The organism is Alcaligenes sp. Lyrl_28 (assembly GCF_051948705.1).
GTDB classification, from domain to species: domain Bacteria; phylum Pseudomonadota; class Gammaproteobacteria; order Burkholderiales; family Burkholderiaceae_B; genus Alcaligenes; species Alcaligenes ammonioxydans.
On sequence record NZ_JAYJLG010000001.1, the window covers coordinates 903,658 to 918,128 of the forward strand.

The following is a 14,471-nucleotide window of genomic DNA, read 5'->3' on the forward strand; positions in this document are numbered from 1 at the left end:
AATCAGGAGACTGACATGCTGGCACACCTGGAGTGTCTTTCACACACGCCTTTGCTGGGTCATCACGATCCGGCCCAAGCCGTCCTGGACGAAGTGTTTGCGGTACAAAAAGCGGCCCGCGAACGGGTCGCTGCCTTCAAGCCTGATCTGATCGTGTTGTTCACCCCTGATCATTTCAACGGCTTTTTCTACAACGTCATGCCCAGCTTTTGCATCGGCACCGGCGCGCATGCGATTGGCGACTTTGACAGCCTGGCCGGACGCCTGGACGTGCCCTTCGAGCTGGCCACGGAATGTGCCACCCATGTCATCCATAGCGGCGTGGACGTAGCCATTTCACACGATATGCAATTGGATCATGGTGCCGCCTACCCGCTGGAACATCTGGTGGGCAGTCTGGACCATTACCCGGTCATTCCCGTTTTCATTAACGCGGTGGCAGCCCCCTTGCCCACCTTCAAACGTGCCCGTTTGCTGGGCGAGGCCATCGGCCAATGGGCCCGCTCCACGGGCAAGCGTGTGCTGTGGATCGGTTCGGGCGGCTTGTCGCATCAACCTCCCGTCCCCGTCTACGCCGAAGCCCCCGATGCCGTGCGACGCTCGCTGGATGGCGAAGGCTACACGCTCTCGCCCGAAGCCCGTGCCGCCCGCACACAACGCACGATCGATGCTGGCAGAGCCTTCACCCGGGACCCTTCTGTTCTGCATCCGCTCAACCCCGAATGGGACCAGAACTTTCTGGATCTGCTGCAAACGCAAAGCTATGCCCAGCTCGATGAGGTCGCCAACGACGACGTGTCCGCCCTGGCAGGCCGCAGCGCCCACGAAGTCAAGACCTGGGTGGCTGCTTTCGCGGGTCTGTCGGCCTATGGCCCCTATGAAGCGGCGCACCGCTATTACCGAGAAATTCCCGAGTGGATTGCCGGCTTTGGCGGCTTGTCCGCCCATCCGCGCAAGAACTGAAATCCACCACCCAAAAATACCAGGAGATTGTCATGAGTCTGAATGAATCTGATTACAGCCGTTTCGCGACCGTGGTCGAGGAAGGCAAGGAACTGCGCATCCATTACAACGATCTGGGTCAGGGCGAACAGACGGTTGTCATGCTGCACGGCTCGGGCCCCGGTGCTACCGGCTGGGCCAACTTCAATCGCAATATTGAGCCGCTGACCCAGGCTGGCTACCGCGTTTTGCTGATCGACTGTCCTGGTTGGGGCAAGAGCGATTCCATCGTCAACAGCGGCTCGCGCTCCGACCTGAACGCCCGTGTGGTGAAAAGTATTATTGACCAGCTGGGCATAGACAAAATTCACATGCTGGGCAATTCCATGGGCGGCCATAGCTCGGTGGCCTTTGCCCTGACCTGGCCCGAGCGCGTGGCCAAGCTGGTTCTGATGGGCGGCGGCACAGGTGGCATGAGCCTGTTTACCCCCATGCCCAGCGAGGGCATCAAGCTGCTGAACGGTCTGTACCGCGAACCCACGCTGGAGAACCTGAAGCGCTTTAACAATGTGTTCGTATTCGACGCCAGCGTGCTGACCGACGAGCTGCTGCAGGCCCGTCTGAACAATATGCTCAGCCGCAAGGACCACCTGGACAACTTCCTGAAGTCCCTGGAAGCCAATCCCCGCCAGTTCCCCGACTTCAGCCCTCGTCTACCCAGCATCACCGCCCCTACCCTGATCATCTGGGGCCGTCAGGACCGGGTTGTACCTTTCGATACCGGCCTGCGTCTGCTGGCAGGCATTCCCAACTCCGAGCTGCACGTCTACAACCAGTGCGGTCACTGGGCGCAGTGGGAGCATGCCGAGAAATTCAACCAGCTGGTTCTGGATTTCCTGGAGCGTTGAGATGAACAAGGCACCCAGCGATCTGCTCGATACCCTGGCCAGCCGTCTGCGCCAGGCCGAGAGCAGCAATCAGTCCATAGACCCGATTCGCAGCCTGATTGGTGAAGATAATGCCGAGGCAGCCTACACCATACAGCGCATCAACATTGCCCGTGGACTAGCCCAAGGTCGTCGCCTGACGGGCCGCAAGATCGGCCTGACCAACCCCAAGGTCCAGCAGCAACTAGGCGTGTCGCAACCCGACTTTGGCGCCCTGTTTGCCGACATGGCCTATGGCGATGGCGAGACTGTCCCCATTGAACGTGTGCTGCAACCCAAGATTGAAGCCGAAATTGCTCTGGTGCTGGAGCGCGATCTGCCCCACGCCGACACCGGCTTTAGCGATGTCGCCACGGCCGTAGGCTGGGTCATGCCCTCCCTGGAGATCGTGGGCAGCCGCATTGCCAACTGGGATATCCGCTTTGTGGATACCGTGGCCGACAACGCCTCCAGCGGCCTGTACGTGCTGGGCGGCCCTGCCCGTCGCCTGGACGGTCTGGACCTGCGCGCCGCGCGCATGAGCCTGCATCGCAATGGCGAGCTGGCCTCCAGCGGCAGTGGCGCCGAGTGCCTGGGGCATCCCTTCAACGCCGCCGCCTGGCTGGCCCGCACCATGGCCAAGCTGGGCGAACCGCTACGGGCCGGCGATCTGATTCTGACCGGAGCCCTGGGCCCGATGGCCCCCGTCGCCCCCGGTGATCACATTGAAGCCGTGATCGAGGACCTGGGCTCGGTATCCGTCACCTTCAGCGCAGGCTAAGTCCTCTTTGTACGGAGTAACACACATGACAAACCCCAACGGCATTGCCGTCGCCATCATTGGCTCGGGCAATATCGGCACCGACCTGATGATCAAGGTGATGCGCCAAAGCAAACACCTGAAAATGGGCGCGATGGTCGGAATCGACCCCGCCTCCGATGGTCTGGCCCGTGCGGCCCGCCTGGGCGTGCCCACCACCCACGAAGGACTGGATGGGCTGTTGAAGCTGCCCAACTTCAAGGACATTCGCATCGTATTTGATGCGACCAGCGCGGGGGCACACGCCCGTCACAATGCCGTCCTGCAGGCGCACGGCATTCAGGTCATTGACCTGACACCGGCGGCTATCGGCCCCTACACCATCCCGGTGGTGAACCTGGACGACAATCTGGACGCCTCCAACATCAATATGGTCACCTGTGGCGGACAAGCCACCGTGCCCATTATTGCGGCAGTCTCGCAGGTCACCCCCGTGCACTATGCCGAGATCATTGCCTCGATCTCGTCCAAATCAGCCGGTCCCGGAACCCGTGCCAATATTGACGAATTTACCGAGACCACCAGCAAAGCCATGCAGGTGGTGGGCGGCGCCACCGTGGGCAAGGCCATCATTGTGCTCAACCCGGCCGAGCCACCTTTGCTGATGCGCGATACCGTCTACACCCTCAGCGATCCGGGCAAAGAAGCGGAAATCGAACAGTCTATTGAGCGCATGGCCGCCAAGGTTCAGGCCTATGTGCCTGGCTACCGCCTCAAGCAAAAAGTGCAGTTCGATGTGATCCCCGAGGACAAGCCCATCAATGTGCCTGGCCTCGGATGGCGTTCGGGTCTGAAAACCTCGGTGTTTATCGAGGTAGAAGGCGCGGCCCACTATCTGCCCGCCTATGCCGGCAACCTGGACATCATGACCAGCGCCGCGCTGGCCTGCGCCGAGCGTCTGGCTCAAACCCGCCTGCTGACGCAAACCGCATGACACGCAAGGACATCACAATGGCACACGATCCCAACAAAAAGCTCTTTATTTCCGACGTGACGCTGCGCGACGGCAGCCACGCCGTACGCCACCAATACAGCGTGCAAAACGCCATGGATATTGCCCGTGCCCTGGATCAGGCCAAGGTCGATTCCATCGAGGTCGCCCACGGCGATGGGCTGTGTGGCTCCAGCTTCAACTACGGTTTTGGCGCACACACCGATCTGGAATGGATTGAGGCGGTGGCCTCGGTTGTCACCCATGCCAGGATTGCCACCTTGCTGCTGCCAGGCATTGGCACCATCCACGATCTGAAAGCCGCTTATGACGCCGGTGCCCGCATTGTGCGGGTGGCCACACACTGTACCGAGGCTGACGTCAGCAAGCAGTACATCGAATATGCCCGCAATCTGGGGATGGATACGGTGGGCTTTCTGATGATGAGCCACATGATCACGCCTCAACATCTGGCCGAACAAGCCAAGCTGATGGAAAGCTACGGAGCCACCTGCTGCTACGTGGTCGACTCGGGCGGGGCCTTGAACATGAATGATGTGCGCGACCGTTTCCGCGCTTTCAAGGATGTGCTCAAGCCCGAAACCGAAACCGGCATTCACGCCCACCACAATCTGTCCCTGGGTGTGGCCAACAGCATTGTGGCCGTGGAAGAAGGCTGCGACCGCATTGATGCCAGCCTGGCGGGCATGGGTGCCGGAGCCGGCAATGCGCCGCTGGAAGTGTTTATTGCTGCCGCCGCACGCATGGGCTGGAACCATGGCACGGATCTGTACACCCTGATGGACGCAGCGGACGACATTGTGCGCCCCTTGCAGGATCGCCCGGTGCGCGTAGACCGCGAAACCCTGGCCCTGGGCTATGCCGGTGTGTACAGCAGCTTCTTGCGTCACAGCGAAGTAGCCGCCCAGAAATACGGTCTGAAAACCGTGGACATTCTGGTCGAGCTGGGCAAGCGTCGCATGGTTGGCGGCCAGGAAGACATGATTGTGGACGTGGCTCTGGACTTGCTGCAACGACAAGCCGCGACGGCCTGATTCCAAAAAATCGAAAAAAAAGCTCTACCCCGACTCACCGCCGCTTTAGCGCGCGGTGAGCGGATTTCTGCGCCCTGAATTCGGGGCGGGCAGGTCGCAGAAGCAATAAAAAAACGTCCCGGTCAACCGAGGAGACATTGCAATGACACAAACCCATGGCCGCAAGCATGCGGTCCTTACCGTGGCGATCTGCTTTCTGATCGCTGTTATCGAAGGCATGGACATTCAGGCCGCCGGCATCGCCGTGAAAGGCGTGGCAGCGGAGTTTGGACTGGATAAAACCTATCAGGGCTACTTTCTGAGTGCAGGCATTCTGGGGCTGCTGCCCGGTTCACTGATGGGCGGGCGCTGGGCAGATAAATACGGGCGCAAAGCCGTGCTGATTGTCTCGGTCGCCGTATTTGCCCTGTTTACCCTGCTCACTGCCTGGGTCAACAGCCTGGCTATCCTCCTGATGGTACGTTTTCTGGCCGGGGCTGGCCTGGGCGCAGCCATGCCCAACCTGATCACTCTGGCCGCCGAGTCGGTCAAGCCCGAACACCGTGCCCGTGCGGTAGGCATGATGTATGCGGGCATGCCGGTGGGGGCAGCCATTTTGTCGCTGGTCGCTGCCTCCAACTTCGGGGAAAACTGGAAAAACATCTTTTATCTGGGCGGTCTGCTGCCCCTGCTGGTCATCCCTGTCATGGTGTGGCTGTTGCCTGAATCACGCGAGTTTCTGCAGGCACGAGAAAGCCGAACCGCAGTTCAGGGACGCTTCCAAGATCTGTTCAGCAATGGTCTTGCCGCCCGTACCCTGCTCTTGTGGGTCAGCTATTTCTTCACCTTGATGGTGGTGTATCTGATGCTGAGCTGGCTGCCCTCCCTGTTCCAGGAGCTGGGCTTTAGCCGTAAACAAGGCAGCACCGCCCAATTCTGGTTCATGGTCAGTGCAACCGTGGGCACCGTCTTGCTGGGCTATCTGACCGACCGCTGGCACAAGGCTTTGGTCATCGCCCTGATGTATGGCGGAATCCTGGCCGGTTTGCTCAGTTTGAACGGTGCTTCCGGGCTGGAGCAGATGTATTGGGCCGCCGCCTTGACAGGTGCTTTTGTAATCGGCTGCCAGGGTGTCTTGTATGCCTTTGGCGGCATCGTCTACCCCACTGCCGTGCGTGCCACGGGTGTTGGCACCGCCGCCGCAGTAGGCCGTATTGGCGCCACCCTGGGCCCGACCATTGCAGGCATGTTGCTTAGCCAGGGCTATGGCGCTGCGGGTGTGATCACCTCCGCCATTCCCTGCATTATTGTCTCGGCACTGTGCATGTTCCTGGTGGTACGTCAGATCAGTCAGGAGCAGACACAGGCATCCGGCACCTACGCCCTGCCTGCAGCAGGGAAAGCCTAAAAGCAGAGCGGATTGCAGACCAACACCAAGCTGTGGTCCGCAGGGCAATCCCTCCATAAGCAGCCCTTGTGCTAAGGCTGCTGCCGACCAAGCGAAGGCACTCCAGACATGAGCCACTCCCCACAGCCAAAGCCCGTATTCGACTTTGGGGGTGGCTCGAGATGGCAAGGCCATCTTTCACAATGCCATGCCTGTTTTGCCGCGCATCAGGGCTTCGTGTTGAGCCTGGCAGTTTGCCAGCAGCAGGTGATGGTGCTCGGCCTGATTGTGATCGGCGGCCATCCCTGCTAAGAATGAAAACAAGAATAAAGAATGACGGGATACAATGGCCGGCTGCTACGTTGACAGCATTATTCTATGGCCTGGCCTAACCCTGCTGCAGGAAACAAGAACAAGGCGCCAGGCCCAGCACGGAAACACGAGTGATGGACACAGTCATACTTCTTCTGATCGCCGCTATTGCCCTTCATTTTGTACGGGCACGCTATCAACGCGGGCGCATTATCTTGCTGGGCCAGCATCTGAGTAGCTTTCAGTTGGAACGTCATATGGAAACGCTGACAGAAGGTTATACCCGCGCGATTGGCGAACAAGACTCCTCACGCCAACTACAGGTATTGGAGATGTTTGCCCAGACCGAAAACGCGGTAGCCACCCAGATTCAATCCTTGGCCGATGCACTACAAAAAGAACCGGCAGAAAACACCCGTGTGGGCATGTTGCCTTTTTGTGTGCCTTACGCGGAACGAATCATCCCGTCCATGACGCGCGACTTTCGCCAGCTTTTGCAGATTCATGCCGCCGGTTTGCGCCATGTTGTCGACAATCCCGAGCAGTTGGACCCCAAAAGCCGTGCCTATCATTTGTCAGCCGAACTTTATCTGTTCCAGCATAGCTGCCACTGGTTTTGCAAGTCCAAAACCGTGGCCGATGCACGCTTGCTAGCACGCCATAAAGTCACGCATCAAAAAGTACTGGAGTCCGTCTCTGCCCAGACTCGCCACGCGTATTTACGCTGGCAGGAGAACCCCACCAGCAAATAAAAAAGCGGAGCCCCTTGGCTCCGCTTTTTTTTCCTGCTTATCAGGGATACACAACTACAAAAGTTGCAGCCGCTTCCATAGGCCCTGATGTAATATCAGCTTCGGTTGTATTCGGAAGACGTACATACTGAGCAGTAAAGGAGGCAGAGAGCGTAGCCCCGTTTACCGTTGCAGGTCCTACAGAGGGCGCATAGCGCGATGGTACTCATGACCCTGAAGGTGCGGGCCCCAAAGACACAGGATCATTTTCACTCCCATGAAACATGCGTATGCCCACTGCAGGATTGCTAGTCAAGATATAGGTTTTAATCGTTGCCATATCCCGAACATCAGTAAGATAAAAATTCAGCTTGGTATTTTTCGCACAGCCTGTACCCTTAATTAGAAAATGACTCTGCCCTGTTTCTCCAAAAATACGAGGGGATGTCGTAAGTGGAATCTGATCACGACCAATCGGCCCCAAGGTGACAAGTTGTGCCAATGAGTCGGCTGAGAACGAACAACTTGGCAAGATTGGTCTCGGTAATTCGGGCACCAACAGGCTGTCATTCAAAGCCCCCATCAGATCTATAACACCTCCAATACAGCTTACAGGGTCCGAGGAAGCTGTTTGATGGGTAGAGATAATAGTACAGACTTTATTATACTCTGCACCTGCACCACCCAACTTACCTCCTTCGTAAAGGTTGGCGTCAATCACAACAAGTTGAAAACGGTAATACAGGGTCAGAGTATGAGCAAATTTAGCTTGTCCCTTGAGCGCCGTCTGCAAGCGTGCTGAGCTCGAAAAAACCGTTTCTGGCGGCATCGTAGGGAGAATAAGCGTCAAATTCTCAGTTGAGTTGCTCCCCGACCAGCGCACAACCAAGCCCAGTCCTGGCATCCCCCTTAAAGGAACAGCATTGTACGAATTACCCACATTGCTTCCCAGAACGGCAACTGAGTCCACAAAAGATTCCAACCTAAAACTGGTGTAAGCGAGTGTGCTCGCTACGATACCACCATTCTTAAACCCACTACCACTGGGGACTATAGTCCAGGTAGTAGTGTGTGTCAGGTCTTGGCTTCGATAGCACGCCAAAGCAGCCTGAGCATTTTCCATGCCTGTGAATAATACGAGAGGCAAAATTAGCGCTAAAAGATTTAAATACCGAATTCGGAACAACCTCAGCCTGTTAAATAAATAGGTCAACATATGGCACACTTTATTTTTTACAATTCACCACACTCCTCACGAAGGCCAATTACTAATAAAATCTTAAAAGCTCACACTACTTAATAGCTTAAGATTAATCCGAAGCTGTTTGATTATTCTCGGTAAATGCCATAGCTAATAAAAATGAATCACCAAGAATTGAAAAGCCATCAAAAAAAAAATTTATATAAGTCTCACTTACCACTATCTAATTCATAGCACCGCATGTTGAAGGACCAAAAATACATGGCTATGTATGTGACCTGCTCGGGAATTTCCTGCCATCAAGAGTACGAAAACTTACTAAATCCCTTCACGCTATTCCGCGATGAACCAAAATTAAATACACTTCCGACCTGAACTGACCCTATAAAGCTGGACAGTTAAAAAAGCCAATTTACGAGCAGTCCAAACCGACCTTCGCAGGCCGGTTTTTACTCCCGGTTATCAAGGGTACACGATCACGAGGACTGATGCAGCCTGCAGAGGCCCCGACTTAATATCAGCTTCGGTTGTACTCGGAAGACGTACATACTGAGCGGTAAAGTAGGTAGAGAGCGTAGCCGCGTTTGTCATTGCCGGCCCTATAGTTGGCGCATAACGCTGCGGCAACATGCCGCTGTTTGCAGGTAGAGGTCCAAAGGGCATAGGAGCATCTTCATCTCTATGAAACAGACGTAAGCCCACTGTTGGGTTACTAGTCAACATATAGTTTTTATCTGTTCCCGTATCCCGTGTATCAGTAAAGTAGAAATTCAACCTGGTGCCTTGAGGGCAGTCTGTTCCCTCAATTGAAAAATGAGCCTGACCTACTTCTCCGGAAAAACGGGGGGAAGTAGCGTGCGGAATTTGGTCGGAATCAACCGGTCCCAAGAGTACTGTTTGCTGCAATGTACCAAGTGAGAACCTGCAACCTGGTAAGTTAGATCTAGGCAGTTCGGGTAACTGAAGAAACTCAATCAAACCTGTCATGAGATCTACCGAACCATTGATACAAAGCGCAGCGCCGCCCATCATCTTTTGGTAGCTTGTCATAACCTGAACTTGATTCGGCTCTGTATAGGCCAGCCACCCCCCCCTATATATGCTCTCGTCAATCACCACCAACTCATAACGATAAAACTGAGTGAGCGTGTATACGCCGGGCAAAATCTGTGCCGCAAGCAACGTTTTTCGCTGTGGTATGTTGGAAATGATTGTCCCTGCCTTAGCAGGAGGTACCAGATGTACCGGGTCGGTAAGCCCGCTGAAGCCTGTCCAACTCACCCTCACACCAAGTCCAGGCATCCCATACAAAGGAGCAGCACTATAAGGATTGTTCACCATCTGCCCAGCGCCCTCAACAAGAATTACTCCCGGCTGCTCTTCTCTTACAGCGTACTGGAGATAGGCGCGCGCAGACGCTACGATATCGCCGTTCTTAAAATTGCCACTCGGTGCCATGCTCCAGCTACTAGACGGCGTAAGGACTCGTGATAAAGAACACGCTTCTTGGCCTTGAACCTGTTGCATGCCTATGAGCAAGACGATAAGCAACATTAGCGCTTTGAGCCTCAAAAAGCACCGACGGTGCAACTCCGGTCTTTTGAATCGATGGTTCCGCATATCGAACTTCTTATTCATCACAGTTCGCCCCCCTTTATATGAACTGATTAGTGATGAAATTTTAAAAGCGCAACCTATTTAATAGATTAAGACTAATCCTAACCCCCACGGTCTGTAATAGTCGCCTGACACTAGCTATGCTTAATTATCAAGAATTGCAAAACCAGTAAAAAAACAACTTGACAGAAACATTACTTGTATAAACCGATTAACAGACCATAGTTTAAGAATAGTCTGAAACTTCGTCGCCGATTAATTTCCTAAACTTCACTCGTGCCCTGCTAACAGAGCATACATACATGGAAAACAGCAGTGCGCCCCAAAGCGCACAACGGCGCTGCTCCATTAGTCCAACAAACGGAATTCACGCTAATCATGAAACAAACCTTTTTAGGCCTAACCCTACTTTCTGCTTTCACTGCGGCCAGTGTTAACGCTGCACCCTCCATCGGTGCCGTAGGCAACATCAGCTTTATCGGCAGCATTAACGCTGACAGTTGCACCGTGCGTTCTTCTGGTGCAAGCAGCACCGGCGCCAACATGCTAGTCGACATGGGCCCCGTCTCAGTCAATTCGCTGGGTAACCAAGATACGCCAGCCACCTCCGGCAATAATGGCAGCACTGCAATTGCCAAGAATATCGATATGCAGATCGAATGCGTCGCAGGCACTAGCGTTAAACTGAAGCTAATTCCATCTGCGGTCTCTGGTAAAGGTATTGATGTTACAGGTGGCGCACAGAACGTGCAGATTATGCTGGTCAGCAACCAAACCACTCTAGACTTCACCCCTGGTTTCTACGAGTTGGCGGCCCCTTATACCAGTGGCTCCATCCCTCTGACCGCGTACTACACCTTAAAGCCGGGTAAAACCAAGGCGGATGTAGTCAGCGGCCAAGCCAATGCAACCGTTGCCTACGAGCTTTCTTACGAATAAAACAGCATTAGCTCCTGGCGAGAAGCGATCCTCTTCGCCAGGAGATTAAAAAGCATAAACCATGTCTATCTTAACATTCAAGAAACTGGCTTTCAGTTGCCTAACCCTCAGCGTTGTGCTGTTATGCAACCAAGCACAAGCAGCGATCTCCTTGAGCAGCACCCGTTTGATCCTGCCCGAAAAGCAACAAGAAACCAGCATAACGGTTCGCAACGACAATTCGCCTATCCTGGTTCAGTCCTGGCTTGAAGCAGATAACGATCAAGCCGAACTGCCTTTTGCGATTACCCCCGCACTGGTCAAAGTTGCCCCTGAAGGACAACAAGTGGTTCGCATACTCTATGCCGGCGGTGATCAAGGCCTTCCCCGCGACCGAGAAACCGTGTTCTGGCTAAACATCCAGGAGATCCCTCAACAGGGTCCCGGTGAGAACCAGTTACAGATAGCCATTCGTCAGCGCATCAAATTATTTTTCCGTCCGGATGGCCTGCCTGGTTCCGCAGACGAGGCCCCTGTCAGACTGCAGTGGTCTGTAGTGAACAACCAGGATAAGTCCATGCTTGAGATTCACAATCCAAGCGCGTATCACGTATCTATATCCACCCTTCGAACCGCCAAAGGCCAGGCCATAGAAGATCCCGGCATGATTGCCCCCGGCCAGACTCGTCTGCTGCCATTGGGCCGCTCGAGCGATCAAGACACCTTGCTGTTTCGCGCCATCAGCGACTACGGCAGTGCTGATCCGTATGAAGTGCGCCTGAACGGCAAAGCCAAAGTCCAGCCTCGAGCATCGGATACGGACACGCCATAAGAAAGCGACATAACCTGCCGCTGTCCCCCGCCTCACATCTGAACCTTTCGGCTACTGGCATTCGGTCAGTAGCAGGAGTACCTGTACGTCTACGAATCGTCAATTACACCCTCTGGGTGCTGAGTCATGTTCACAAAAAACCGGCAGTTCTGCCAACGCATTTGCCTCATCAGCCGCCAGCCACTGGACGCTCTGTGGCTGATCTTACTGTCCTGCATGGTCCTAGCGGCTGACTCTACCCTAGCTCAGACGAACTCAGCCACCATTGCCGCTCCCCAGGATAATCAGGCTAAAACCATTCAAGTGGCTGCTCTGGACAACACAGAATCACTGCGTTTTAACATGGCCTTTCTGCAAGGCAAGGCCTCCACAGCGGACCTACGCACCTTGCTTGCGAGCAGCAACGTACCCGAAGGCATACAGCGCGTGGACTTACATGTAAACCAGCAACGTACCGGGCGGCGCGACATCACTTTCAAGCGCAACCCACGCACCGACGAAAATGAGCCCTGTTTCAACCAAGAAATGCTCGATCAGGCTGGGATTGACATGGGCAAGCTGCCCGCTCCGATATCGGCTGACGCCACTTGCCTACGCCTGCCCGAGATCGTTCCTGAAGCTACGGTAGTGTACGAAAGTGCTCAACTGCGTCTCTTGCTAAGTATTCCACAAATTTATCTAAATCCCAGCAAGCGCGGCTATATAGACCCATCACTATGGGATTCGGGTAAGACTGCGGCTTTTTTGAACTATGGCGTCAATATGCGCCGTGACCAGAGCAAGAGCATGTCCGCCACCAATGACCTCAGCGCAGACCTGCGCATGGGTGTGAATATTGGCTCCTGGCGTGTACGCAACAACTCCTACTACAGCTCAGGCACCAATCGTTCCGGCTCCTTTACCAGCCAGAACACCTATGCCCAGCGCGATGTCGTAGCCCTAAAAAGCCAATTGCTGGCTGGGCAAACGTATACCAGCTCGCCACTTTTTGACAGTGTGCGTTTTATGGGTGTGCAAATGCGCTCGGACGAGGCCATGCGCCCCGACAGCGAGCAAGGCTACGCGCCGGTTATCCGTGGGACGGCCGAAAGCAATGCCACGGTGGAAGTACGCCAGAACGGCTACGTGATCTACACCACTAACGTCGCCCCCGGTCCTTTTGCCATCAACGATCTGTCGCCCTCGGGCTCGAACGGTGATCTGGAAATCACCATTATCGAAGCCGATGGTTCGCGTCGCATCTTGCGCCAGGCTTTTTCTGCCCCCCCGCTGATGGTGCGTGAAGGCCGAGTAAACTATGACATTGCTGCTGGTCAGTTGCGTCTGACCGACGAGATGCAAGAACGCCCCCACTTTGTCAGCAGCTCCATGCTGTATGGCATCAGCGCCAACACCACCCTGGCTGCTGGGGTGCAAGTGTCCAAAGACTTCAATGCCTATTCCTTGGGAGTAGGCATGAATACCCGACTAGGTGCCGTGTCGCTAGATGCAACCCGCTCCAACAGTCGTATCCAGGGACAGCAATCCCAGGGCAGCAGCATGAACCTGCGTTATAAGAAGTTCATCGAGACTACCGGCTCGAATGTGTCGATCAATATGCGTCACAACTTGAGCCGTGGCTATCGCACCCTGTCCGATCACGTCACTGCCTCTGAAGCACCAGCACACCTGCGCCTGTACAGTCAGCGCGATTCACGCCAGCGCATCGATGCCAATATCAGCCAGCCTGTAGGCGGTGGCAATCTGTACCTAAGCGCTTCCTACAACAAAAACTGGGAGAACAACTCCCTCAATAGCTTATCGGTAGGCTACGGCAACCGTATCGGCAAGGTGAACTACAACCTATCCTATACCCGTACTCAGAACCTACAGTCCTCCTTTGACCCTTCCCGCTCACACAACAATACCGTCATGTTGACCCTGAGCATCCCTTTGGGTAGCGGACCCAATGCAGCACAAAGCTTTACCACAATCAACCGCAACAATCGTGGCAACACGATCCAAGCCGGTGCAACCGGTCTACTGCCTACCGAACGCAAGATCAGTTACGGCGTTGCAGGTGGCAGCAGTGCTGCCGATGAAAGTCGTACCTCATTCAACGTAGCGACATCAACGTCCTTTGCTCAAATGAATGCTGGTTACTCCTATAGTAGTAGCGGGCACAACTCCGGTAATTTCTCGGCCAATGGTTCGGTTGTGGCGCATAGTGGTGGAGTGAACTTGGGACAGACCCTAGGCGAAACCATCATATTGGCCAAAGTGGAACCACCCGTTGCCGGTGTAGGTATCTCCAGCCACGTCGGAGTCGAGACCGGTTCGAACGGCTATGCTGTCGTCCCCAACGCCACCCCATACCGCAGCAACCACATCAGCTTAGATACTCGTCACGCCCCTAAAAATGCCGAATTCGATAACGCAGTTCAGCAAATCGTCCCTACCCGCGGGGCTGTTGCCCTGGCCACCTTCAAGGCCGAGGTCGGTTATCGCGTACAGTTTGAATTGCGCGATGAACAAGATGCAGCTTTACCCTTTGGCGCAATGGTACGGGATGCCACCGGCCAGCAATTGGGCATGACGGACCCGCGGGGCCGTATCCTAACCATGGTCTCCCCTGAACAAATGCGCGGCCATCTGGATATCAGCCGTAATGGTCAGCAGTGTCGTGCCCACTACGAACTGGCCGAACAAGCCCAAAGCATGAACTATCAGTTGCTTCGCCTAAGCTGTGTTAAGCGCGAACCCAATCCCATGCTGCCTGGCGATCTGGCAAAACAAAGGGCAAACCAGGACGAAACAGTATGAGGCCTGTTTTGCTAACAG

The 14,471-nt window shown here is 55.0% G+C and carries 12 protein-coding genes; 10 read left to right on the forward strand and 2 right to left on the reverse strand.

Annotated elements, in window-relative coordinates:
- Positions 1–15: 15 nt before the first annotated feature.
- The 7 genes from VF694_RS04090 (at position 16) to VF694_RS04120 (ending at position 7,104) form a co-directional block, all read left to right on the forward strand.
- Complete coding sequence (locus tag VF694_RS04090; RefSeq protein WP_003803255.1) at positions 16–963, forward strand: 3-carboxyethylcatechol 2,3-dioxygenase; 948 nt, start codon at positions 16–18, stop codon at positions 961–963.
- Between the two features lie 32 nt (positions 964–995).
- The gene (locus VF694_RS04095) at positions 996–1,850 is read left to right on the forward strand and encodes an alpha/beta fold hydrolase (protein ID WP_003803253.1); all 855 of its coding nucleotides are present in this window, start codon (positions 996–998) and stop codon (positions 1,848–1,850) included.
- A 1-nt stretch (position 1,851) separates the two neighbouring features.
- The gene (gene mhpD / locus VF694_RS04100; RefSeq protein WP_440163736.1) at positions 1,852–2,649 is read left to right on the forward strand and encodes a 2-keto-4-pentenoate hydratase; all 798 of its coding nucleotides are present in this window, start codon (positions 1,852–1,854) and stop codon (positions 2,647–2,649) included.
- Between the two features lie 25 nt (positions 2,650–2,674).
- The gene (locus tag VF694_RS04105; protein WP_003803250.1) at positions 2,675–3,622 is read left to right on the forward strand and encodes an acetaldehyde dehydrogenase (acetylating); all 948 of its coding nucleotides are present in this window, start codon (positions 2,675–2,677) and stop codon (positions 3,620–3,622) included.
- A 17-nt stretch (positions 3,623–3,639) separates the two neighbouring features.
- A complete protein-coding gene (gene dmpG / locus VF694_RS04110) occupies positions 3,640–4,674 on the forward strand; it encodes a 4-hydroxy-2-oxovalerate aldolase (RefSeq protein ID WP_440163739.1) in 1,035 nt (344 codons plus the stop codon).
- 142 nt (positions 4,675–4,816) lie between these two features.
- On the forward strand, positions 4,817–6,061 hold the full coding sequence (gene mhpT, locus VF694_RS04115; RefSeq protein WP_440163741.1) for a 3-(3-hydroxy-phenyl)propionate transporter MhpT: 1,245 nt from the start codon (positions 4,817–4,819) through the stop codon (positions 6,059–6,061).
- Between the two features lie 425 nt (positions 6,062–6,486).
- Entirely contained in the window at positions 6,487–7,104 is a 618-nt protein-coding gene (locus tag VF694_RS04120; RefSeq protein ID WP_440163743.1) for a hypothetical protein, read from the forward strand.
- A 205-nt stretch (positions 7,105–7,309) separates the two neighbouring features.
- Here the strand turns inward: VF694_RS04120 and VF694_RS04125 are convergent, their stop codons facing one another.
- On the reverse strand, positions 7,310–8,053 hold the full coding sequence (locus tag VF694_RS04125; RefSeq protein WP_440163745.1) for a hypothetical protein: 744 nt from the start codon (positions 8,051–8,053) through the stop codon (positions 7,310–7,312).
- Positions 8,054–8,746: 693 nt separating this feature from the next.
- The gene (locus VF694_RS04130) at positions 8,747–9,922 is read right to left on the reverse strand and encodes a fimbrial protein (RefSeq protein ID WP_440163747.1); all 1,176 of its coding nucleotides are present in this window, start codon (positions 9,920–9,922) and stop codon (positions 8,747–8,749) included.
- A gap of 357 nt (positions 9,923–10,279) precedes the next feature.
- On the opposite strand from VF694_RS04130, the gene VF694_RS04135 reads away from it, so the two are divergent.
- The 3 genes from VF694_RS04135 (at position 10,280) to VF694_RS04145 (ending at position 14,453) form a co-directional block, all read left to right on the forward strand.
- Positions 10,280–10,840: a fimbrial protein gene (locus VF694_RS04135; protein ID WP_440163749.1), complete on the forward strand. Its 561-nt coding sequence runs from the start codon at positions 10,280–10,282 to the stop codon at positions 10,838–10,840.
- Between the two features lie 61 nt (positions 10,841–10,901).
- On the forward strand, positions 10,902–11,651 hold the full coding sequence (locus VF694_RS04140; protein ID WP_440163751.1) for a fimbrial biogenesis chaperone: 750 nt from the start codon (positions 10,902–10,904) through the stop codon (positions 11,649–11,651).
- Positions 11,652–11,777: 126 nt separating this feature from the next.
- The gene (locus VF694_RS04145) at positions 11,778–14,453 is read left to right on the forward strand and encodes a fimbria/pilus outer membrane usher protein (protein ID WP_440163753.1); all 2,676 of its coding nucleotides are present in this window, start codon (positions 11,778–11,780) and stop codon (positions 14,451–14,453) included.
- Positions 14,454–14,471: the final 18 nt, after the last annotated feature.